Consider the following 21,889-nt stretch of genomic DNA (forward strand, 5'->3'; position numbering starts at 1 on the left):
GTCTATATTTGTCCCATGAAACATGCCGAAGTAAAACATAGAATTACCGAAACGGCCTCTTTTTTATTTTATAAAAATGGGTATAATTCTACAGGTATTAATCAAATTATTGCTGAAGCAGGAATTGCCAAGGCCACGCTATACAATCATTTTAAATCTAAAGAAGACATCTGTCTTGCCTACCTTCAGCATAAAAATAACAGCTTTCTAAAAAATTTTGAAGCCTTTACAAGCTCAAAGCCTAAAGGGAAAGAACAGATTTTAGCGATGTTCGATTTCTTACAATTGTTTTATCAAGATAAAGATTTTAACGGGTGCTGGTGTATTAAAACAGTTTCAGAAATACCAAAAGATAATGAACGTATTCGCAATGAAATTCAATCTCAAAAAAACGGTTTCATTACTCTTATTACGAAACTTATTGACAACAACCTAGAAGATATTAAGGCGGAACAAATCCCCTCTCTTGCCCGACAAATTTACCTCCTTTATGAAAGTGCTGTTGGCGAAAGTCACCTCCATCAAGACGATTGGCCTATTGTAGAGTCTAAAAATTTATGTCAAAAAATAATCAACTAAAAAAATTTACCAGAACAAAGACAGACTTGTCTGTCTATAATTAATTATTAAATAAAAATTGCTATGAAAGAATTTGAAAACAAAACAGCCTTAATTATTGGCGGAACAAGTGGTATTGGTAAAGCAACTGCCCAAACCCTACTCCAAGGTGGGGCTACTGTTCACGTTGTAGGTAGAAATACAGACAAAATTGAAGAGGCTCCAAACTTAATAAAGCACAGCGCAGACATATCAAACACCAATGATGTTGAGGCCTTAATCGCTAAAATAGATGCCTTTGATCATTTAGATTATTTGGTTAATGCTTCTGGAATTTTTGGTCCTAAACCTTTTTTAGACCATACTATGGAAGATTATAATTCCTATTTAGACCTCAATCGTGGATTCTTTTTCATAACACAAAGCGCTGCTAAAAAGATGAAAGTCAACAATGGCGGATCTATTGTAAACGTCGGATCCATGTGGGCAAAACAAGCCGTAAAAGCAACGCCTTCTTCAGCCTATTCTATGCAAAAAGCAGGTTTACATTCTTTAACGCAAAACCTGGCTATGGAATTAGCAGACGATAATATTAGAGTAAACGCTGTATCACCAGCTTTAGTTAATACACCAGTTTACCACGGCGTTTTTGGTGGTGAAGCGGCCGCACAAGAGGCTTTAGTGGGGTTCAATGCTTTTCATCCGATTGGGCGTTTTGGGGAGTCGCAAGACATAGCCAATAGTATTGCATTCTTACTTTCCGATAAGGCCGCTTGGGTCACGGGAGCTATTTGGGATACTGACGGTGGAGTTATGGCCGGAAGAAACTAAAAACAACCTACACAATATAAGCCATGACCCTGACTGCGGTCATGGCTTTTTTTTAACATGCATTTAAAAGTATAAAATAGAGACGCAACGCATGAAACAATCCCTATTTGCTCTAATTATCGCCTTGATCCTATTCGCTTGATCCTATTGACTTGATCCTATTGACTTGATCCTATTGACTTGTAAAGCTAATGACAGTACAATAGCGCAAACCCTTACACAAACCACAAAACAACAATGCATGATAACCTATAAAACAATTCAAGTTAACGGCTTAAAAATTGCCTATCGCGTAGCGGGTAATCCCCAAAACCCTACCCTAGTTTTGCTTCACGGTTTTCCCGCATCTTCTTTTCAATATCGAAAAGTTTTATAACAAGATTACAATATTTACGATACCGGACATTTTGCTTTAGAAGAAGAGGGCGATGCTATAATTCAAAAAATAAGAAGCTTTATGAGAAAGCTCAACGCAGAAAACCGTCTAAACTAAAAGTAACCATTCCCCTAACCCTAAAACAACCTTATGAAACCATTGATCTTAATCCCCTTTATCGTTTTAACGCTTTGGGCTTGCCAGAATCCTAAAACTGAAAACAACAGTACTACACAGACCAATATTTTGCCACCGCCAACAACTTATAATTATGTAGAGATTGATTCGGTTAAGCTGTTTTACAGAGAAGCAGGACCTAAACATAAACCGACCATCGTGTTGCTTCACGGTTATCCATCCTCATCACACTCGTACAGAAACCTCATTCCTATGTTGGCTTCACAGTACCACGTTATTGCTCCAGATAATTTAGGCTCGGGTTACAGTACGCATTTAGATCCTGAAACGACCAAACATACCTTCGATTTGCTAGCCGATTACACCGAAAAGCTCTTAGACACCCTACTTATCAAAAACTACGTGATGTATATGCAAGATTTTGGCGCTCCTGTTGGCTATCGTTTAATGATGAAAAACCCACAGCGCATAAAAGCTCTAATTGTTCAAAATGCGAATGCTTATTTAGACGGCTTAACACCACAACGTCAAGAGTTTTTTAGAACCGCACAAACAGATACAACGCAAGCAAAGCATGATTTTCTGTATAATTTAACCAGTGAAGATGCTATTATAAACAAGCAATATTTATTTGACATAGATCCTTTAAACAGAAACAGTCAAAGTCCGGATGCTTGGACCCACGACCTGGCGTTTTTAAGCACTAAAAAGGATAGAGAAATTCAAGTGCAACTATTTCAAGATTACAATACCAATTTAATACGCTACCCGAAGTGGCAAAACATGCTGAAAACACAACAACCAAAAACCTTGATTGCTTGGGGTAAAAAAGATGTAAAATTCAACTATAAAGGCGCCAAAGCTTATTTGAGAGATCTCCCCAATGCTGAATTACACTTGCTAGATGCAGGACATTTTGCGGCTGAAGAAAAGACAAGAGAAATTGCAAAACTGATATTAGATTTCTTAGCCAAACACGAAATAGAATAAGCTTAAACAGCACTATTGTAAACCTTAAAAACGTTAAGCCTAGCATATAAAATAATGTGCTATGGCATAACGTTTTTTTGTTTCAGAGCAACACAGCATTAAGAGCTAAAGCCTCCTATTATCTATAAAATAACTTAGGAATCCTCACAAATTTCTATTTGTTTACTACATTAGTTCCAACAACGAATCATTAGGCGATAGTTATACAGTCCTTAAACCCTATTTAAAATGAAAATTCACTACTTACTTGGTATATTATTATGGATTACCCAACTCTCGTTTGGACAAAACCCTCCCAAACTTGTTGAAGAAACTGAATTTTCCATTGGTAAAACCCTTCAAATTAAATCAGAAATCCTAAACGAGGATCGTGTTTTAAATATTTATTTACCGTCAAGTTATACTGAAGACAAAGCTAAAACTTATCCCGTTATTTATTTACTCGACGGTTCTAAAACGGAGGATTTTATACATATCTCAGGCATTGTTCAATTTGCTAGTTTTTCTTGGATCAATATACTTCCGGAATCTATTGTTGTTGGAATCGCAAACGTTGATAGAAAAAGAGATTTCACCTATCCGTCTCAAAATAAATTAGATCAAAAAGAATTCCCGACTTCCGGAAAATCCGAACAGTTTATAGCATTCATTCAGCAAGAACTTCAACCTTTTATAGAAAACAAATACAGAACCACAACCGCTAAAACCCTTATAGGGCAATCCTTAGGCGGGCTTTTAGCCACAGAAATTCTATTTAAATCACCAGAGCTTTTTGATAATTACATCATTGTAAGCCCAAGTTTATGGTGGGACGATCAAAATCTCCTTTCTGAAATTCCTGCTTCTTATAACGATGAAAAATCTATTTATATCGCTGGTGGAAAAGAAGGCGAGATTATGGAAAAAACCGCAAAAACTCTTTATCAAAAATTAGCAGAAAACAAAGGTGCACAGACCCAATTGTACTATGAGTTTCTAGAAGATAAAACCCATGGCGATGCCTTACATATCGCCGTTTATAACGCATTTGAGAAAATTTTTAGCACAGATAAAGAGTAAACCTTCCTGTGAAACGTGTTTAAGCAAGATTCATCCTAAAACATGATGTTTACGGTTGTTTAGACATTTTATATTCCGTATTTATTTGCTAATTTTAAGGTATAATCGTACTGTAAATAAGACCTATATTTCAGTTGTGAATTAAGATCCCAAGACGCTTAAAATGAAAGAACTTATTCTATACTCAGGTTTTGCCGGCATTACTGTTTTTATCGGCGGACTTTTAGCCAATTATTTTAATCATCATATTAAGGAAAGTCCGGTTAAGTATGAAATTACCCATACCATGATGTCATTTGGAGCTGGCATTATTTTATCGGCTTTGGCGTTAGTCCTCATCCCTAAAGGTCTTGAAGAATTAGAGCTCCTCCCCTTTACACTTTCCTTCCTTTTTGGAGCCTTGTTGTTTTTAGTGATCGACCAATATCTGTCTAAAAAAGGCAACCAGACGGCTACACTTTTAGCAATGCTTATGGACTTTATTCCAGAATCTATTGCCCTCGGTGCTGTATTTGCCATAGAGCCTAAAATGGCCACCTTGCTCGCCCTTTTTATTGGCTTACAAAACCTTCCTGAAGCTTTTAATTCCTTTAGAGATTTAGTTCAAAGCGGATTCCCCGTTAAAAAAACACTAGTCATCTTTTTCTGTCTTAGTTTTTTCGGTATTGCAGGGGCACTCATTGGGCATTTCTTCTTAAGTGATTATCCTAATTTAACGGCTCACCTCATGACCTTTGCCAGTGGTGGTATCTTATATTTATTGATTCAGGACATTATCCCTGAAAGCAAATTAGACAAGACATATTTAACGTCCTTAGGCGCTATAATTGGTTTTTTGGTTGGTGTTATTGGTGAAAAGCTTATTTAAATTTGAAACTTTACATAAAGGGTAGATACCGTCAAGAAAGCTAAGAGCATTAACGTTAAACCAAAAGCATTCCCATTTCTTTCCAAGTTTTTGAAGTAAATTTATGCTGTGAAAATTTTAGTAATAGAAGACGAGCCTCAATTGCTCAAAAACATAAAAGAATCTCTTGAAAAAGAGAAGTTTATAGTAGAAACAGCTACCGACTACCCAAGTGCCATCGATAAGATTTTTATTTATGAGTACGACTGTATTCTGCTCGATATTATGCTGCCCTATGGCAATGGTCTTGATATCTTAGTTGAACTTAAAAAAAAGGAAAAGAATGAAAATGTCATTATCATCTCGGCCAAAGATGCTTTAGATGATAAGCTTAAAGGCTTAGAACTTGGTGCTGACGATTACCTTACAAAACCTTTTCATTTAGCCGAACTCAATGCTCGCGTAAAAGCCGTATTAAGAAGACAGAAAATGGAAGGTAAAAATACCATTGAGGTCGCTAACATTGCATTAGACATTACCGAACGTAGCTTTATGGTTCAAAATAAGGTCGTTCCTTTAAACCGAAAGGAGTTTGATATATTGAATTATTTTTTACTGAACAAAAACCGACTCGTAACCAAATCGGCCTTAGCCGAACACGTTTGGGGCGACCATTCTGACGGCGCTGACAACTTTGATTTTGTTTATTATCAAATTAAAAATCTACGGAAAAAATTACAATCGTCTAAGGCTGAGATAGAAATTGAATCGGTCTACGGCGTAGGCTATAAACTTGTTGTAGTATGAAGCTTCTTAACCAATCTATGACCTATTTATCGGTTTCAATCTTAGCTATTGTAACGTTATGGGCGACTGTATTTTACTTTAATATGCTAAGCGAAATTAAAAGCAGTATAGATGAAGGGCTTGAAAATCATAAACGTGTTATCATTAAAAATGCCCAGCAAGACCACACCATACTGACCAAAAACTACTTTGACGAAAGTTTCTTTACCATTGAGCAAATCGATAAGAACCAAGCCTTGGGTATTAAAGATTTATATCTCGATACCTTTTTAAATATGCAAGATGCTGATGATGATGCTCCTGAAGCTGAACCTGTAAGAATGCTCATTACCGCATTTGAATTAGATAACGCTTATTATAAGCTGAAAGTGGCTAATTCTATGGTAGAAGAGGACGATTTAATGCAAGAATTACTCTACGATATTATCTGGTTATACATCTGCTTAATCGTCGCCATCATTTTCATTAACAACCTTGTCTTAAAGAAATTGTGGACGCCTTTCTACAATTTATTACATCAGTTAAAAGATTACCGCTTAGGAAAAACTAAAAATTTGCCTCAAGTACAGACCAATACCAAGGAATTCACCGATCTTCAGAATGCGGTTAATACTTTATTACAACACACGGTTGCCACCTATGAGCAACAAAAAAAGTTTATCGGTAATGCTTCACACGAATTACAAACCCCTTTAGCCATTGTCACTAACAAATTAGAGTTACTCCTAGAAGATGGGAACTTGCAGCAGACACAAGCTGAAAACATTGCTGAAGTAATGGCCATTATTGAGCGTTTAGTCCGCTTGAATAAATCGTTATTGCTTTTAACCAAAATAGAAAACAAACAATTTTTAGAGCATAAAATCATTTCTCTAAACAAAATTGTCAATAACAGCATCCAAGATTACCAAGACATCGCCAACTTTAAAGAGGTTTCATTCCGTTATACTGAGCATGATGACCTTGGGGTTAAAATGGATCCTGCTTTGGCCAACGTCATTGTTTCAAACTTATTTAAAAATGCTATTTTTCATAATTATGACGGTGGTACTATTGCCATAGATATCGCGAAAAACAGCCTAACTATTAGCAATACCAGTAATACTGAAAAGCTCGATGGCAAGCTTATTTTTAATCGATTCTACAAACCCAATCACAATACTAAAGGTACAGGTTTAGGCCTCGCTATTGTAAAAGCCATTTCAGACCTCTACGGCTTTAAAATTTCATATCAGTATACTAACAATAGGCACAGTTTTAAGATAAATTTCCCGCCAACCGCTTAAGTCTTCCCAAGTCTTTCCAAATTCAGGTTGTTCTTTTGTCTCGTAATAAATTATAAATCTAAAAATTTTACAAGATGAAAAAACAAATTTCAATTTATGCCACGGCACTAGCCCTATTTTCTGCGTTACATGCCCAAGACATTCCTCAAAGTCAAGTTCCATCTGTTATCGTCAACGCCTTTCATAAACAATTTCCTAAGGCTATAGATTTAGAATGGGAAATGGATGGGAATTTATACAATGTCGATTTCGAAATGCATTGGAATGAAGATCATGATGTGTGGTATAATGCCGAAGGAAAAATGGTGAGACACAAGGAAGATCTTTCTAAATCCGACTTACCTGAAGCCGTACGTCAACGCATAAAAACAGATTTTTATGGTTATACTATAGATGATTTAGAACGCATTACAGATCGTGGCAACGTGATCTATAAAATGGAACTTAATGCCTTTACCACAACCGATTGGGACGTTGTTATTGATTCTGAAGGCCACATTATTAGTAAAATAGCGGACTAAACAACACTTCAGAAATGCTAAGAATTATCTTAACGCCCCTACTGGTAATTAGCTTTATTTTCAAGGGCTTTGCTCAATTCTCTCCACCAGGATTGGGCGAAGCTCATACCGCAAGTTGGTTTGCTCTTGGTCTAAAACAACCGCTTAATAAAAGCGGAACACTAAGCTCTAAAACTTACTTAGGCTTAGGACGCATAAGCACACCAGACCGTTACAACGGCTTTGAAAAACCTGCAATTTATGTGTTTAATCAAGAAGTTACACACCGATTTCATAAAAATTGGTCCTACGCAGCTGCCTTAAGTTATCGCTATCAATACCAATACAACAGCACACCGCCCTATGCCCAAAGTTCCCCTGACGCACGTCAAGAATTAAGAGCTTACAGCCGATTTTCTTATCATAATTCGGTAGGGAAATTTAATTATGGTTTGAGTTTTAGACCCGAACTTCGTTTTTTTTATAATCCCGACTTTAGTCCTTATTCTAAAAACACACAGCTTAGATCGCGTTTACGCGCTAAAGCCTCATTCTTTCTTAATTCGTCAAAAACACAGCAATTTATAACTACAGCCGAGGTCTTATATGCCACAACTAAAACCAATCAATGGAGCACCTTTAAATATCAAGATACCCGCTTTTGTTTTTATTATTCCGTTGCCTTATCCCAACCGCAAGTCGTTCTAAATGTTGGCTATATGACCGATCTTATAGGGACAACATCGTTAACTGATGTGCACTATATTGCCTTTGATGTGCTACTTATAAACCCTTTTAAACGTAAATAATTGAAGAACATCTAAAGCAAAAATAGGGCGTTTGATTTTTAATCAAACGCCCTATACTATTTATAAGCTTACGGACTAAAAGCTTAGTGTCTACAAGCTTCACATTGTCCCATTAAAAGAATATCTGTAGAATCAATTTTATGATTCTTAACTTGTGGAATTTCAATTTCTAGAGATAAACATTCCACCTTATCACATTCCGTACATTGAAAATGCGGATGGGCATCTACGTGATGTTTAGAATCACAGCCATGACATTTCGCATACCATCTTAATCCATCTTTTCCATTAAACGAATGAATTATTCCATCTTTTTCAAGCCGATCTAAAATACGATAAACCGTGGTTCTATTCATCTCATCTTTCAGCAATTCTATGAGATGAACAACGGATTGCGCATCTTCTTGTTCTTCAAAAATTTGAAGTACAGCAGCTACCGATTTTGTTTTTCTAATTATTCCCATAAATACTAATTTAATGCAACTAAGCCGCATTTACAAATTATTTGAGTCCTTTTTTACATCTATCCGAAAGCTTTAAAAGGGTAAGCTTTATACGGTTCCTATTTTACACCTTCAGAAACCCTAAACGAAAAATAATTCCTCTTCAAATTCCGAATATAGCTTATTGATTTTTAGCATTCTTAACGAATAGACCTCCTATTCCATGTTTAACTCAACCATATAAGAACCATGATGTCAACTTTCGGTTCAAACAAAAAAAGGCCTTCTTAAAAATTGCTAAGAAGGCCTTTTACATTCGCGTAATCCCCTATTTAGCGTTTGGTAAATTTTATAGTATTCCCATTTTCAAACTTTATAATATATAAACCGTCTGGAAAATTAGAAACCTCAATTTTATCGTTATTAGACGCCGTCCCTTGAAACATTTTAGACCCTAAAATATTGTAAATTGAAAAACGTTCATTAGCTGTCATTCCTGAAACCTGAATATAATCACTAACAGGATTAGGATATAACGAAATGCTAGGCGTATTTGGCGTTAACTGATCGTCTAAAGACAATGTAGCAACCTCTACACCTCCAACCCAGTTAGAGCTTGTTGCGGTTAATTCAAAATTATATAAAGTTCCATCTACACCTGAGCTTGAAGCATCGGTTAACGTCGTTACTCCTGTATTATCGCCATTTGCGGTCCCTTGGTCAAAAGTATAATACCCTATTAATCCGGTTTCAGTACCCGTAGAGGCCGTGGTATAATGTTGTGAAATTTCAGAATCTGTACGGGCTATATTCCATAGTCTTACTTCATCTATATGCCCATGAAAAGCATCCGAAGCAGACCATTTTCCTATTTTTAATTTTGAAGAACTAACGGTTATCGATCCCGTTTGTGGTTTTGAGGCGCTTAAAACCCCATTTACAAAAATTTTCATAGTCGCCCCATCATAAACCGCAGCGATATGCGTCCAAGTGTTCAAACTTACAACGTCTGTAGCATCAACTTGGGTCCAACCCAATCCTACAATTTTAAGATGAAACGTAGGAATACCGTTTTGAAGTCTTAAGAGATAAGAATCTTGGTACGTTACATCTCCATATTTGGTAATGATAGAGTTCTCGTTGGCATATTGCGTAGGATAAACAAAAGCTTCCAGAGAAATTTCAGAGGTAATATCGAAAATGGCATCACTAGGAAACTCAACATAATCGTCATTACCATCAAAATTTAAAGCGTTGTTTTGGGCCTTTAACGAAAAAAAAGAAATCAGTAAAAAGGTTGTTAAGTAGAAATGTTTCATAATTTTAATTTTTAAATTTAGTTATAATTAGAGTTAATTGTTTACGTGTTGAGCTACATAAAACAGAAGCGTTTCATGAGCATGAGACATCAAAAGACTGAGGCGAATAGAACCCGATTAATAGTCTACCCACATCTTTTATAAGACGTACAAAATATTGGAAATGAGATTTAAGATTAGGAACTTAACGTGAGGTCCGTTTTGGTCTTAAGATTAAGACTATGCGTTAAGAATAATTGAAGCGTTGGTTCGCTTATAGATTGGTCGTCAAGTTCTCCTATTTGAAATTGCGTTAAAGATTCTGAAGAATTTTTCAGAGCTTTAACAATCGAAATAAAAAAGATTTGGGTCATTTTTTTCAATTTAATCGGTATTTAAAAAAGTAACACCTTTTATAGATATTAGGCGTTGTCACTTCGTTTATGCTACTCCAAATCTAGTCTTTGTCTTCAAATTTTACTTTCAAAATATAACAAATGATACAAAACCTATATTTTTTGATATGAAAACTTGACGCTACAATTTTACCGTGTCATTAAAATGGTAAATTTGCTAACTTTAAAGTATGACACATTTTTAGAGGTTCTTTTCCACACCCAACATTATGCGGTATACTTTAAATGCAAGGCCTTAAAAACCAATAAATAACCCAAACCGTTAAGCAATAAAGCCTACTTGAAAGTTTTTTTAATCCTCATAGCACTACTCTCTTCCTTTTGCGGTTTTTCGCAAGACAGCAACTATGATGAATTTTATAAAACGATTGAAAAACGCGTATTTTATCATGAGCATGCCAAGCTCTTAGATGAGATCAATGTTGTACTGGCTAATAATCCGGATGGGTATAGCACAAGTGAAATTGAGAACTTGAAGGTCTTAAAAGTACAGGCGCTCGTAGATGCCAATTTATTAGATGAAGGACTAGCCCTTTCTAATGAAATATTATCAGAAAATCATTTAACGCCTTACCATCTCACAAGCTTATTAATTCAGCGTGCACTGATCTACGAAATTTTAGAGGAGTTCCAAAAGTCTTTTGATGATCTTAGTGCTGCAAAAGTTTATATCGATAAAGACCAGCGTATTAAAACCAAGTACTACGCCATATGGTTAATACGGATGTCTTCATGGTATCGGGTTCAAGATAAAAAAGAACAATCTTATCACCTTGCGCTAAAAGCTAAGGAATTTGCAGAAGCGCAGCACAATCTTAGTAAAAGCTCTGAGGCCGGTATTCTCCTCGCTTTTTACCATTCAGACCACAAAAATTACGACGAGGCTATTGCGTTAAACAATAAAGCCATCGCTGTGGGAAAAGCGCTAAACAACAAAATAAGCGTTACTTACTTATACTTAAACCTCAGTGGGATCTATAAAAAATTAGATCAGGAACGGCTCTCTAACATCTATATAGACTCGGCCTTTAATCATATTAAGAACACCGATTATCTCGAAATTAAATCGACGAGTTATAAAATGAAAAGTGAAGCTTCTGAAGCCCGACAATTGCTAGACTCGGCCTTATATTACTACAAAACAGCTGTAGACTATGAAAAAGCGCACAATTTTAATCTAAAAACAATTAAAATCAATGAGCAAACTTTAGATTTTGAACTAAAAAAAGAGCAGATTGAAAAAGAAAAGGTCGTAACAGAAAATAAAACCCTCTACAAAAATCTTCTTCTAATTTTTATCATAGCCCTTGTCTTATTAGCTTTTTTAATTCAAGAAATCAAAAGAAAAAAGCAAACGGACCGACAAAAACTCATCATTGAAAAAGAGGCTTTAAAGCTAGAACAAACGGTTAAGGATAAAACCTTTCTGATTCACGAAATCAATCATAGGGTTAAAAATAATTTGGCTGTAATTTTGAGCTTAATCGAAATTCAGGGTCAAGAAAGCAATAAAACCACGGAAGAGCAGATTAAGCAACTTCACGATCGTGTTAATACCATAGCGCTTGGGCATCAACTTTTTTCATACGACCTTGATACGGCAGAGAAATCCTTTGTGAATATGGAAACCTATGCCAAAACGGTTTTTGAAACTAAACGTTCTGCCACGACTAAACCTTTTAGTTACGACATTGAGGCCTCTAAAGTAGAACTCATGGTTGATATTGCCCTTCCTTTTGGCTTGGTGTTAAACGAACTTATTACCAATTCAATTAAGCATGCCAAACCCAGTAATGCTAAGGTTTTAGCGCTGAACTTAAACATTAGTTTACAAGACCAAAACATACAGGTTATTTATAAAGATAATGGAGCTGAATTTCCAACACCTCAAAATTCTGAAGCCATGGGGCTTTATATTGTAGAAGGTATGCTGAACCAAATATCTGCAAGCTATACAAGAGAACAAAGTACATTTTTCATCACTATTCCTTATGCCAAAAACAGCTAATATCCTTATTGTAGAAGATCAAATGCTTATTGCATATTCTATAAAAAAAATGATAGAGAAACACTTCAATACGGTTGAAGTGGTTAAGAATTATGATGAAGCCTTGCAATGCTTAGCCTCTAAACCTATAGACTTAGCGCTTATTGATATTACCTTAAACCAAAGTAAAAGCGGTATTGACGTTGCCATGCAAATTAATAGAACTTATCACATTCCTTTTATTTACTTAACCGCCTCTACAGACGATGCCACCTTAGCAAAGGTATTACAAACGGCTCCTAGCGCCTATATTTCTAAACCTGTACAAGAAACCAATGTTATTACAGCTATGAAAATAGCATTGGCCCATACCACAACAAAAAACATTACGCTAAACGTTGGTAAAACGGAATATCATCTTAATATGTCGGAATTTTTATATGCCGAATCTGAAGGCGTATATATCACCTTACATTTTACGCGAACTTCCTCTATGTTGTTAAGAACCACCTTTGCAAAGCTAGAAACACAACTCCCTGAAAGTCATTTTAAACGCATTAATAAAAGTGAAGCCATTAATCCAGAATTCGTGACCAAAAAAGATACAAATTGGGTTTTTATTGATAAAAAAAGTTTTAAAATCTCTAAGAAATTTTGGAATTAGGCCTTTGAGTCACAATTCTAAATCAACAACAATCGGCTTCACCGAAAAGCAAGCTAAACCAAGTTCACATTTTAATTTTTTAAGGTCAAATAAGCGCTTTTAGCAAAATGACCATGGTCTTCCGACGCCGATGTTTTAGTTAGCGTTCAAGACATACATCCCTAACTTCTACCCTTTCCATTCGTTTATTCGGCATTAATTTGTTAAATTACCTGTAGACGATGATTTCCAATCGTACACTTACCCCCTGTGTATCAACCTTTAAAATTTCAATAAAATGAACACTTCAAATTATACGAAATTTATTCTCATGCTCCTTTGTTCGGCAGTATCAATGTACATCACTATGTATTTTAACACCTATGAATTTAGTCATGTCTTTTTTAGTTGGACTAGATTCTATATGACCCTCATTGGGATTGGTGGAATGGCTCTTATTATGTTTTTGTTTATGCGTAACATGTACAACGATAAAGGTAAAAATAGAGCTCTTGTTCTTGGGAGCATACTGCTCATGATAATCCCAACCTATTTGGTTAGACAACAAATTCCTATTGATGATATCAAGTGGATGAGAGCCATGATTCCGCATCACTCTATCGCTATTTTAACGAGTAATAAAGCCGATATTAAAGATCCTGAAGTCAAAAAATTAGCAGAGGATATTATAAAAGCGCAAGAAAGAGAAATTGCCGAGATGAAGAAAATGATTCAACGACTTGAAAACGAAAAATAGAATGCTAAGAAACATCATAATCCTTGTACTTCTTGTTTTAAACAACAATAGTGTCATTGCTCAAATAGGAACAAATGGAGACGACCGATCCGAAGAAGGACGACCAATAAAGACCTACAATTTAACTATAAATCAAGATGAGGTCACACTTGCTGGCGTAACTGCGGATGGGATGACGGTTAATGGCGGGATTCCTGCACCAACATTAGAGTTTACCATTGGCGATCTTGCTATTATTAATGTCACAAATAATATGGATGTAGAAACCTCTGTGCATTGGCATGGCATTATCCTTCCTAATTTTTATGATGGCGTTCCCTATTTAACCACGCCACCTATAAAACCCGGTACCACATTTCAATATAGAATCCCCATAAACCAAACAGGCACCTATTGGTACCACTCGCACACCATGCTTCAAGAACAAAAAGGCGTGTACGGTTCAATCGTTATCCAGCCCAAGGAAAAAACTTTAGAATATGATAAAGAATTGGTCGTAGTCTTATCCGATTGGACCAATGAAAAACCAGAAAACGTCCTTCGAAATCTTAAAAGAGGGAATGAATGGTATCAAATAAAAAAAGGAACCGCTGTCCCCTTAAGCCGCGCTATAGCAAGAGGTGCCTTTGGTGCGCAACTAAAGATGTGGAGAGACCGCATGGAAGGTGCAGATATTGCTGATATTTATTACCCTTCTTTTTTAAGTAACGGGAAGGCTACAGCCAACTATCCGAATTTTGAAGTTGGAGAAAAAGTACGGCTGCGCTTTATCAACGCTTCGGCATCTACTTACTTTTGGTTAGATTTTGGCGCTGGTAATCCACAAATTGTTTCAAGTGATGGACTAGACGTGCAACCCGTAGCCAAAGACCGATTTCTTTTCGCTATTGCTGAAACCTACGATGTATTGGTGACAATTCCAGATGGCACATTAGAGATTACCGCAACCGCACAAGATGGTTCGGGACATACGTCTATTCGACTGGGAGAAGGCAACCTACTTCCTGCAATGGTTATTGACAGACCGGATAAGGTTGCCATGATGCAACAAATGGCAAAAATGGATATGAAAATGGGCGCGCCGTCTATTGTATTCAACCTTAAAAAGAAAGATCCTCAATTCTTAAAAGACCGATACGGGATGAAAATGGATATGAATCACAATAGCATGATGATGCAGAATTCAACCATGAAAGATTCCACTACAATGCAAAACATGACGATGGCAGGCATGGAACATCATAAGCACCACCAGTCCACGATGCAAAAGGAAGCTACGACATTTGATCACGCAATGCGGAAAACATATTTCAATTATGACTTTTTAAAAGCCAAGACCCCAACAACGTTTCCCGAAGAAGCCAAAGTGAACACGCTTTTGCTTAATCTTACTGGGAATATGAACCGATATATTTGGAGCATGAATGGTGTTCCACTAGCGGAGACGGACAACATCAAAATTAATAGCGATGAAGTTACCCGGATTACCTTTAATAATTCAACTATGATGCACCACCCTATGCACCTCCATGGGCATTATTTTAGGGTTATCAATAAAAACGGCGAACGCTCCCCCCTTAAACATACCGTAAATGTTCCTCCGATGCAGGAGTTAACTATAGAATTCTATAATGAAGAATATGGCGACTGGTTTTTCCATTGTCACGTCTTATACCATATGATGAGTGGGATGACGCGTATATTTAGCTACGACACACCAACAGATGAACGCATGGAAGCCTACCCTGTTGAAAACCTAATTCATGAAACCAATCAATATTACCATTGGGGAATGGCCCGTTTAGGATCAAATTTTAATGAACTAACGCTAACCTCTAGTAATATTAGAAACGAATTTGGACTAAAAGCCGAGTTTGATTATGACGAAAATGCAGAAATTGAAGTGAGCTACAACAGATATCTTAACGATTGGGTGCGGTTATATGCTGCTGTGAATGCAGAAAATGAAAGTCCAGATAGCTTTGGCAACGTAAATACCGTTGGTTTAGCAGGTGTCAAATACTTCACGCCTTATATGTTCAATGTTGATCTAAGTATAGACCATCAATTGCGTCCAATGATCAGGCTAGATAAGGAGCTATTGTTATTCCCAAGGCTATTTCTGGAAGGTGAATATGAATATAGAACCGATTTTGGTTGGGTTAATGATTTTGAGGAAGACGTAAACTATAAAGAGGAAACTGAATGGCTTGTGGCGCTGTCCTATATCCTTTCTAGAAATTTCTCTATCCAAGGTAATTATCACAATCATTACGGTTGGGGTGGCGGTGTATTGGTTCGGTTTTAATACTTCCTCAAGCCAAGAAGAAAAACGACTATTACTGTCGTTAGCTTTTCGTCTACTTTCTTGATTTCATCGCTACTTGAACAGGTTTAAATTTCTCTAAAAAAAGATAACGAACGTGACAAAAGTCATGTTTCTAAAGCTCTACTCATCGTAAATTTACGATAGTTAATTCGTAAAGAGATTTAGCCACATGGATACTATAAATGAATCTGAAAGTTTAGCGAAATACGCCAAAGCCTTAAGTCATCCCACTCGACTTGCCATCTTAAAGCATCTCGAGAACCAATCGTGTTGTTATACAGGTGATTTGGTAGAAATATTTCCCCTCGCACAATCTACAATCTCTCAACATCTTAAAGAGTTAAAAAATGCGGGATTGATTCAGGGGGAACTGAATCCGCCAAAAATAAAATACTGCATCAACCAAACCCATTGGCAGCAAGCCCAAGTCTTATTTCAACAATTTTTTAGTTGAAACCTGCTATAAAACAAACGTATAATTTACCTGAAATAAAAATTTAAAACATCATGAGTAGAGTTATTAAAATATTAGGAACCGGTTGTCCAAAATGCCAATCTATGACTAAGGTCGTACAAACTGTGATTACTGAAAATAACATCGATGCCAGCATTGAAAAAGTTGAAGATATGATGGACATTATGAAGTACAACATCATGACGACTCCAGCATTAGTTATCGATGATGCCATTACCATAAAAGGCCGAGTGCCTTCTAAAGATGAAGTTTTAGCCCTTTTAATATGATCTAAAATGACGTATTCAATTAAAGCAACCTCCCTTGCTAATAAAGCCGGGGAGATTCAGATTAAACAATCGCAGATCACTTTTGGAACCACCTTTCAGAGCTCAGAAACCTTAGCAAACCCTGCGGAATTATTTTTAGCAGCTTTCAGCGCCTGTATGCTTAAAAATGTAGAGCGTTTTTCAGCCATGATGAATTTTTCTTATACCAAAGCAAGCGTTGAAGTCCAAGCGACACGACTAGAGCATCCCCCTAGAATGGACCAGATCAATTATGAGTTAACCCTATACAGTAATGATGACAGATTGAATGTTCCACTTTTAAAGAAGAACATTGAAAAACATGGCACTATTTACAATACAATAGAACAATCGTGCGCCATAATAGGCACTATTAAAACAACAGCAAATGTTTAATTGGCTACAAAATTTTGCAGATTGGCTTATTTACAGCATTTTTAATATTGCTCCTGAAAGCCATTTAGGAACGGCCCTTAATTTTTTTGTATACGATACCCTAAAGATATTAATCCTCTTATTTGTCATTGTATTTTTTATGGGGATTGTAAATGCCTACTTCCCTGTGGAACGGCTTAAAAACTACCTTCAAAACACAAAACTATTTGGCTTAGAATACGTCTTCTCCTCTATTTTTGGAGCCTTGACTCCATTTTGTTCTTGCTCTTCTGTACCGCTATTTATTGGGTTTGTACAAGGTGGAATTCCTTTAGGAGTTACCTTTTCTTTTTTAATTACCTCGCCTTTAGTTAATGAAGTTGCCATTGCTATGTTTATAGGAATGTTCGGACTTAAAGCTACTTTAATCTATGCTTTATCAGGAATTTTATTAGGTACACTAGGCGGCTGGCTTCTTGGAAAATTACATTTAGAACCTTTACTATCAGATTGGGTAAAACAAATTTTAAACCAGAATACCCAACAAAATTTATATGAAACGGAAACGCGTACCTTCTACCAACGCTTGCCTGAAATAGGTCGTGGTGCTTGGAGTATTGTTAAAGATGTGCTTATTTACGTTATAATAGGTATTGCTATTGGGGCCGCGATGCATGGCTTTGTTCCTAAAAACTTTTTTAGTCAGTATCTCGGTGGTGGCCAGTGGTGGACCGTTCCCCTTGCCGTACTTATTGCAGTACCCATGTATGCTAATGCCGCAGCAATTGTACCTATTATAGATGTTTTTGTTGCAAAGGGAGTGCCGTTAGGTACCGCCATTGCCTTTATGATGGCAACCGTTGGCTTATCCATTCCGGAAGCCACCTTATTAAAAAAAGTGATGTCCTTAAAACTGATCGCCATTTTTTTCGGTGTCATAACACTGGCTATTATTTTTTCAGGATTCTTATTTAATCTTCTACTATAAGACTCATGAATTATAGAAACAGTATAAATGCTAACGGACAATAAGGTCTTTTGAAATGAGTAATAAGTCTATTAAATCCTGTTCTAGCCCAAAATTTTAACGAGTAATTCCTTGAGCAAGTCGCCCTGAGAAACCGCATAAGACCCCACACCTTTACTTTTTACATCAAACTCTCGAAGCACTTCAATAACATAACTTACCTTTTTCATAGGGTAGTTTCTGGAAGCTTCAAGATATTCGTTTACAAAATAAGGATTCACTTTTAAAGCTGAGGCTACAGATCGCGGACTCTTATCAGACATACCGTGTAAGTGTAATAACTGAGAGAAAAAACTAAACAATAAAGACACCGAAACCACCATAGGATTGTCCTTCGGGTTTTCAGCAAAATATTTAGCGATTTGATGAGCTTTCACAATATTCCGTTGCCCAACGGCTTTACGGAGCTCAAAATTATTATAGTCCTTACTAATCCCAATATTCTCCTCTATATGGTTGGGCGTAATCTGAGTCCCTTCAGGTAAAACAATTTTAAGTTTATTAAGTTCATTATCTATTTTACTTAAATCCGTACCCAGAAATTCTACGAGCATCTGTGCTGCTTTTGGAGAAATCTCGTAATTTTTTCCTGCGAGGACACGTCTAATCCAATCGGCAACCTGATTTTCGTAAAGCTTTTTACTTTCAAAAACAACACCGACTTTTTTTAATGCCTTATATAACGCCTTACGTTTGTCTAGTTTCTTATACTTATAATTTAAAACTAAAACGGTCGTTGGTTGTGGATTTTCAGCATATTTAGCCAATTGCTCAATGGTTCTACTTAAATCTTGAGCTTCTTTTACAATAACCACTTGACGTTCTGCCATCATAGGGTAACGCTTTGCATTGCTAACAATATCATCTATCGTCACATCGCGACCATAAAGCACCATTTGGTTAAAGCCCTTTTCGGTCTCATCTAATACCGTGTCTTCAATAAAATCTGACACTTTATCAATGTAATAAGACTCATCTCCCATTAAGAAATAAATGGGCTTAAGGTCTCCCTTTTTTATCGCGGCTACTAGTTGTTTTATTTCGTCCAAATTGTAAAAAATACCAAGTTAAATAATTCAATTTTTGTTCTTATCAATGCCCTAGCTAGGAAATCCTTAGATTTTACCAATTGAATATTGTGATTTGTACTATTCTGCTGTAACTTTGAAGAAAATTAGCTATTCTAAGTGTTGCAAGAACTCAACTTTCCAAAGTTTGAATACCGCTTCAAAAGTACAGAAAATAAAGTTTCTATTTTTGATGTGATTCGTAAAAAATTCATCATTCTTCAACCTGAAGAATGGGTAAGACAGCATTGCGTTCATTATTTAATGAATGTCAAAAACTATCCAAAATCTCTAATTAATGTTGAAAAGGAACTGAATCTTAACGGCTTAAAAAAACGTTACGATATTGTTATTTTCAATCCCGATGGAAGCATTTTCTTAATTGTAGAATGTAAAGCGCATAGTATTACCATAAACCAAAACACTTTCGATCAAATTGCGCAATATAATATGGTGCTCAACGCCCAATATTTGATGGTGACCAATGGTTTAAACCATTATTATTGCGAAATGGATATGGCTAACGAACAGTATGCCTTTTTAATGGACATCCCTGATTATACTCTAAATTAAATGCTACAAACCAAAGATATTGCCGTTGTTATTTTAAACTGGAATGGAAAAACCCTCTTAGAACAGTTTTTACCTTCAGTCATACAGCACTCAAAAGACGCCCAAATTTACGTTGCAGACAATGCCTCTACAGATGATTCCGTAGCCTTTGTAAGGTCTAATTTCCCAACGGTACAGCTGATTCAGAATCGTGAAAATGCTGGTTTTGCTAAAGGGTATAACGAAGCCTTAAAAAACCTTGATGCGCCCCTACTCTGTTTATTGAATAGTGATATTGAGGTTACTGAAAATTGGCTCGATCCTATAGTGACAGAATTTAACAGCCATGAAGCTACCGCCATCATTCAACCTAAAATATTAGATTATAAAAAACCTTCTGCTTTTGAATATGCCGGTGCGGCCGGTGGTTTTATAGATGCCTATGGCTATCCGTATTGCCGTGGACGAATTTTTGATACGCTTGAAGAAGACCAAGGCCAGTATAATGACAAGGCTTCCATCTTCTGGGCCTCTGGTGCCTGCATGTTTATTAGGAATGCGGTTTTTAAAGCACTAGACGGTTTCGATGCAAGCTTTTTTGCGCATATGGAAGAAATTGATTTGTGTTGGCGCGCCTACAATAAGCAGTATCAAATTAGATATATTGGCCATTCAACTGTATATCATGTCGGTGGTGCCACCCTAAAGACCGACAATCCTAAGAAAATCTTTCTTAATTTCAGAAATAGCCTCTTTACCTTAGTAAAAAATGCAGCGTCTCAGGTATGGCTTAAAGTCTTTATTAGAATGGTTTTAGATGGCGTGGCGGCGCTTCGCTTTTTAGTCCAATTAAAGCCTTTGTTTTTTTTAGCCATATTAAGAGCTCATTTTGCCTTTTACCTTCAATTACCTCGACTTATAAAATTTAGAAAATCAGCACCAAAGCGTGATGGTTACTACCATTCTAAGTCTATTGTATGGTCTTATTTCATAAAAAAGAAACGGACTTTTGATTGTTTATAAAACTGTTAAAGTTTTTGTTAATCCATGTGTGCGCCGTTATTCTTTTGCATAATTTTGTTAGGTTAAAATTAACTTTTTAAACTAGAAATCAATTATGAAAAAATTAATGTTATTTGGTGTATGTTCTATGCTGTTTTTGGCCTCTTGTGTGTCGAAAAAAGAGTATGCTGCACTTCAAGAAAAAAATCAAAAAACCGAAGATTTATTAAATACAGCAACCGTTAAATTAAATAGTTGCCTTTCTGATGTTGCTGCGGCCAATGCGCGTGTAGAAACGATGAAAGATCAGCTTGCCGATTTACGTAAAGCTAATCAAGATTTAATTGACACCAAAGGGGATTTAACCATCTTAACGAAAAAAGGTTCTGAAAATCTGGAAAAATCTTTAGAAAGCTTAAAAGAACGTGATTTAAAAATTACGAGATTACAAGATGCTTTAACGAAAAAAGATAGTGTAACCCTTGCTGTAGTAACAAGTCTTAAAAAGGCCGTTGGAATCAACGATCCAGATATTGAGATTAATGTTGAAAAAGGTGTGGTCTTTATTTCTATTGCTGATAAACTTTTATTTAAAAGCGGAAGCTACAACGTAACTACTAGAGCTAAAGAAGTATTAGCTAAAGTTGCTAAGGTTATTAATAGCAAGCCAGATTTTGAAGCTATGGTAGAGTCTCATACAGACAACGTACCTTACAACAAACCACCATTAGTGGATAACTGGGATTTAAGTGTAAAACGTGCGACTTCTGTAGTAAGAGTTTTAGAAAGCTTAGAAGTTAACCCACAACAATTAATTGCTGCTGGACGTAGCCACTATGTGCCATTAGTAGAAAATGATACGGCAGAGCATAAAGCTAAAAACAGACGTACACGCATTGTTGTAATGCCAAAAATTGACCAATTCTACGAAATGGTTGAAAATGAAATGAAGAATTTGTCTGAAAAATAAAAAGCAGTCAAAATTTTAAAATAAAAAAGCCCAATGTTTTGCATTGGGCTTTTTCTTGTT

At 36.2% G+C, this 21,889-nt stretch carries 24 protein-coding genes; 20 read left to right on the forward strand and 4 right to left on the reverse strand.

Going from position 1 to position 21,889, the window contains the following annotated elements; genetic code table 11:
- The first annotated feature begins 15 nt into the window (after positions 1-15).
- From ACFQ13_RS03905 to ACFQ13_RS03945, 9 genes are all read left to right on the forward strand, one after another.
- Positions 16-579 (forward strand): TetR/AcrR family transcriptional regulator, encoded by a 564-nt coding sequence (locus ACFQ13_RS03905; protein ID WP_386114231.1) that lies wholly within the window; start codon positions 16-18, stop codon positions 577-579.
- A 63-nt stretch (positions 580-642) separates the two neighbouring features.
- A complete protein-coding gene (locus ACFQ13_RS03910) occupies positions 643-1,389 on the forward strand; it encodes an SDR family NAD(P)-dependent oxidoreductase (RefSeq protein WP_386114233.1) in 747 nt (248 codons plus the stop codon).
- Between the two features lie 526 nt (positions 1,390-1,915).
- Positions 1,916-2,893 carry an alpha/beta fold hydrolase gene (locus ACFQ13_RS03915; protein ID WP_386114234.1) on the forward strand — a complete coding sequence of 326 codons (978 nt, stop codon included), beginning with the start codon at positions 1,916-1,918 and terminating at the stop codon, positions 2,891-2,893.
- Positions 2,894-3,121: 228 nt separating this feature from the next.
- Entirely contained in the window at positions 3,122-3,952 is an 831-nt protein-coding gene (locus ACFQ13_RS03920) for an alpha/beta hydrolase (protein WP_386114237.1), read from the forward strand.
- 163 nt (positions 3,953-4,115) lie between these two features.
- The gene (locus tag ACFQ13_RS03925; protein WP_386114239.1) at positions 4,116-4,820 is read left to right on the forward strand and encodes a ZIP family metal transporter; all 705 of its coding nucleotides are present in this window, start codon (positions 4,116-4,118) and stop codon (positions 4,818-4,820) included.
- 108 nt (positions 4,821-4,928) lie between these two features.
- Complete coding sequence (locus tag ACFQ13_RS03930) at positions 4,929-5,606, forward strand: response regulator transcription factor (protein WP_386114242.1); 678 nt, start codon at positions 4,929-4,931, stop codon at positions 5,604-5,606.
- Positions 5,603-6,892 (forward strand): sensor histidine kinase, encoded by a 1,290-nt coding sequence (locus ACFQ13_RS03935; RefSeq protein WP_386114245.1) that lies wholly within the window; start codon positions 5,603-5,605, stop codon positions 6,890-6,892. Before ACFQ13_RS03930 ends, ACFQ13_RS03935 begins: the two co-directional genes overlap by 4 nt.
- Positions 6,893-6,966: 74 nt before the next feature.
- Positions 6,967-7,413: a PepSY-like domain-containing protein gene (locus ACFQ13_RS03940; RefSeq protein WP_386114248.1), complete on the forward strand. Its 447-nt coding sequence runs from the start codon at positions 6,967-6,969 to the stop codon at positions 7,411-7,413.
- 14 nt (positions 7,414-7,427) lie between these two features.
- Positions 7,428-8,201 (forward strand): DUF2490 domain-containing protein, encoded by a 774-nt coding sequence (locus tag ACFQ13_RS03945; RefSeq protein WP_386114251.1) that lies wholly within the window; start codon positions 7,428-7,430, stop codon positions 8,199-8,201.
- A gap of 83 nt (positions 8,202-8,284) precedes the next feature.
- Here ACFQ13_RS03945 and ACFQ13_RS03950 read toward each other — a convergent pair whose 3' ends face one another.
- From ACFQ13_RS03950 to ACFQ13_RS03960, 3 genes are all read right to left on the reverse strand, one after another.
- The gene (locus ACFQ13_RS03950) at positions 8,285-8,665 is read right to left on the reverse strand and encodes a Fur family transcriptional regulator (protein ID WP_386114253.1); all 381 of its coding nucleotides are present in this window, start codon (positions 8,663-8,665) and stop codon (positions 8,285-8,287) included.
- Positions 8,666-8,976: 311 nt separating this feature from the next.
- Complete coding sequence (locus ACFQ13_RS03955; protein WP_386114255.1) at positions 8,977-9,963, reverse strand: LamG-like jellyroll fold domain-containing protein; 987 nt, start codon at positions 9,961-9,963, stop codon at positions 8,977-8,979.
- A gap of 176 nt (positions 9,964-10,139) precedes the next feature.
- Positions 10,140-10,316, reverse strand: coding sequence for a hypothetical protein (locus tag ACFQ13_RS03960; protein ID WP_386114258.1), 177 nt, complete (start codon positions 10,314-10,316; stop codon positions 10,140-10,142).
- 322 nt (positions 10,317-10,638) lie between these two features.
- On the opposite strand from ACFQ13_RS03960, the gene ACFQ13_RS03965 reads away from it, so the two are divergent.
- The 8 genes from ACFQ13_RS03965 to ACFQ13_RS04000 all read left to right on the forward strand — a co-directional run bounded on the left by ACFQ13_RS03965 (position 10,639) and on the right by ACFQ13_RS04000 (position 18,199).
- A complete protein-coding gene (locus ACFQ13_RS03965; RefSeq protein ID WP_386114260.1) occupies positions 10,639-12,366 on the forward strand; it encodes a sensor histidine kinase in 1,728 nt (575 codons plus the stop codon).
- Positions 12,350-13,009 carry a response regulator transcription factor gene (locus tag ACFQ13_RS03970; RefSeq protein ID WP_386114263.1) on the forward strand — a complete coding sequence of 220 codons (660 nt, stop codon included), beginning with the start codon at positions 12,350-12,352 and terminating at the stop codon, positions 13,007-13,009. Before ACFQ13_RS03965 ends, ACFQ13_RS03970 begins: the two co-directional genes overlap by 17 nt.
- 277 nt (positions 13,010-13,286) lie before the next feature.
- Entirely contained in the window at positions 13,287-13,745 is a 459-nt protein-coding gene (locus tag ACFQ13_RS03975; RefSeq protein WP_386114266.1) for a DUF305 domain-containing protein, read from the forward strand.
- Between the two features lies 1 nt (position 13,746).
- Positions 13,747-16,053, forward strand: coding sequence for a multicopper oxidase domain-containing protein (locus ACFQ13_RS03980; RefSeq protein WP_386114269.1), 2,307 nt, complete (start codon positions 13,747-13,749; stop codon positions 16,051-16,053).
- Between the two features lie 190 nt (positions 16,054-16,243).
- Positions 16,244-16,528, forward strand: coding sequence for an ArsR/SmtB family transcription factor (locus ACFQ13_RS03985; RefSeq protein ID WP_386114272.1), 285 nt, complete (start codon positions 16,244-16,246; stop codon positions 16,526-16,528).
- 53 nt (positions 16,529-16,581) lie between these two features.
- A complete protein-coding gene (locus ACFQ13_RS03990; protein WP_386114274.1) occupies positions 16,582-16,818 on the forward strand; it encodes a thioredoxin family protein in 237 nt (78 codons plus the stop codon).
- 6 nt (positions 16,819-16,824) lie between these two features.
- Positions 16,825-17,232 carry an OsmC family protein gene (locus ACFQ13_RS03995; RefSeq protein ID WP_386114277.1) on the forward strand — a complete coding sequence of 136 codons (408 nt, stop codon included), beginning with the start codon at positions 16,825-16,827 and terminating at the stop codon, positions 17,230-17,232.
- Positions 17,225-18,199, forward strand: a complete 975-nt coding sequence (locus ACFQ13_RS04000; RefSeq protein ID WP_386114280.1) for a permease — start codon at positions 17,225-17,227, stop codon at positions 18,197-18,199. The genes ACFQ13_RS03995 and ACFQ13_RS04000 overlap by 8 nt, the downstream gene beginning before the upstream one ends.
- A gap of 83 nt (positions 18,200-18,282) precedes the next feature.
- On the opposite strand, the gene holA is transcribed toward ACFQ13_RS04000, so the two are convergent.
- The gene (holA, locus tag ACFQ13_RS04005; RefSeq protein WP_386114283.1) at positions 18,283-19,287 is read right to left on the reverse strand and encodes a DNA polymerase III subunit delta; all 1,005 of its coding nucleotides are present in this window, start codon (positions 19,285-19,287) and stop codon (positions 18,283-18,285) included.
- A gap of 141 nt (positions 19,288-19,428) precedes the next feature.
- Between holA and ACFQ13_RS04010 the strand changes: the two genes are divergently transcribed.
- The 3 genes from ACFQ13_RS04010 to ACFQ13_RS04020 all read left to right on the forward strand — a co-directional run bounded on the left by ACFQ13_RS04010 (position 19,429) and on the right by ACFQ13_RS04020 (position 21,829).
- Positions 19,429-19,878: a type I restriction enzyme HsdR N-terminal domain-containing protein gene (locus ACFQ13_RS04010; RefSeq protein WP_114309636.1), complete on the forward strand. Its 450-nt coding sequence runs from the start codon at positions 19,429-19,431 to the stop codon at positions 19,876-19,878.
- Positions 19,879-20,880, forward strand: coding sequence for a glycosyltransferase family 2 protein (locus ACFQ13_RS04015; RefSeq protein WP_386114286.1), 1,002 nt, complete (start codon positions 19,879-19,881; stop codon positions 20,878-20,880).
- A 94-nt stretch (positions 20,881-20,974) separates the two neighbouring features.
- A complete protein-coding gene (locus ACFQ13_RS04020; RefSeq protein ID WP_114309634.1) occupies positions 20,975-21,829 on the forward strand; it encodes an OmpA/MotB family protein in 855 nt (284 codons plus the stop codon).
- The last annotated feature ends 60 nt before the right edge of the window (positions 21,830-21,889 follow it).

It is taken from the genome of Winogradskyella rapida, assembly GCF_042675845.1.
Taxonomy (GTDB): Bacteria; Bacteroidota; Bacteroidia; order Flavobacteriales; family Flavobacteriaceae; genus Winogradskyella; species Winogradskyella rapida.

What these genes read in the sequence shown, in the direction of transcription:
- ACFQ13_RS03905 (WP_386114231.1), top strand. Translation starts at nt 16, where the DNA reads ATGAAACATGCCGAAGTAAAACATAGAATTACCGAAACGGCCTCTTTT.
- ACFQ13_RS03910 (WP_386114233.1), top strand. Translation starts at nt 643, where the DNA reads ATGAAAGAATTTGAAAACAAAACAGCCTTAATTATTGGCGGAACAAGT.
- ACFQ13_RS03915 (WP_386114234.1), top strand. Translation starts at nt 1,916, where the DNA reads ATGAAACCATTGATCTTAATCCCCTTTATCGTTTTAACGCTTTGGGCT.
- ACFQ13_RS03920 (WP_386114237.1), top strand. Translation starts at nt 3,122, where the DNA reads ATGAAAATTCACTACTTACTTGGTATATTATTATGGATTACCCAACTC.
- ACFQ13_RS03925 (WP_386114239.1), top strand. Translation starts at nt 4,116, where the DNA reads ATGAAAGAACTTATTCTATACTCAGGTTTTGCCGGCATTACTGTTTTT.
- ACFQ13_RS03935 (WP_386114245.1), top strand. Translation starts at nt 5,603, where the DNA reads ATGAAGCTTCTTAACCAATCTATGACCTATTTATCGGTTTCAATCTTA.
- ACFQ13_RS03940 (WP_386114248.1), top strand. Translation starts at nt 6,967, where the DNA reads ATGAAAAAACAAATTTCAATTTATGCCACGGCACTAGCCCTATTTTCT.
- ACFQ13_RS03945 (WP_386114251.1), top strand. Translation starts at nt 7,428, where the DNA reads ATGCTAAGAATTATCTTAACGCCCCTACTGGTAATTAGCTTTATTTTC.
- ACFQ13_RS03950 (WP_386114253.1), bottom strand. Translation starts at nt 8,665, where the DNA reads ATGGGAATAATTAGAAAAACAAAATCGGTAGCTGCTGTACTTCAAATT.
- ACFQ13_RS03955 (WP_386114255.1), bottom strand. Translation starts at nt 9,963, where the DNA reads ATGAAACATTTCTACTTAACAACCTTTTTACTGATTTCTTTTTTTTCG.
- ACFQ13_RS03960 (WP_386114258.1), bottom strand. Translation starts at nt 10,316, where the DNA reads ATGACCCAAATCTTTTTTATTTCGATTGTTAAAGCTCTGAAAAATTCT.
- ACFQ13_RS03970 (WP_386114263.1), top strand. Translation starts at nt 12,350, where the DNA reads ATGCCAAAAACAGCTAATATCCTTATTGTAGAAGATCAAATGCTTATT.
- ACFQ13_RS03975 (WP_386114266.1), top strand. Translation starts at nt 13,287, where the DNA reads ATGAACACTTCAAATTATACGAAATTTATTCTCATGCTCCTTTGTTCG.
- ACFQ13_RS03980 (WP_386114269.1), top strand. Translation starts at nt 13,747, where the DNA reads ATGCTAAGAAACATCATAATCCTTGTACTTCTTGTTTTAAACAACAAT.
- ACFQ13_RS03985 (WP_386114272.1), top strand. Translation starts at nt 16,244, where the DNA reads ATGGATACTATAAATGAATCTGAAAGTTTAGCGAAATACGCCAAAGCC.
- ACFQ13_RS03990 (WP_386114274.1), top strand. Translation starts at nt 16,582, where the DNA reads ATGAGTAGAGTTATTAAAATATTAGGAACCGGTTGTCCAAAATGCCAA.
- ACFQ13_RS03995 (WP_386114277.1), top strand. Translation starts at nt 16,825, where the DNA reads ATGACGTATTCAATTAAAGCAACCTCCCTTGCTAATAAAGCCGGGGAG.
- ACFQ13_RS04000 (WP_386114280.1), top strand. Translation starts at nt 17,225, where the DNA reads ATGTTTAATTGGCTACAAAATTTTGCAGATTGGCTTATTTACAGCATT.
- ACFQ13_RS04015 (WP_386114286.1), top strand. Translation starts at nt 19,879, where the DNA reads ATGCTACAAACCAAAGATATTGCCGTTGTTATTTTAAACTGGAATGGA.
- ACFQ13_RS04020 (WP_114309634.1), top strand. Translation starts at nt 20,975, where the DNA reads ATGAAAAAATTAATGTTATTTGGTGTATGTTCTATGCTGTTTTTGGCC.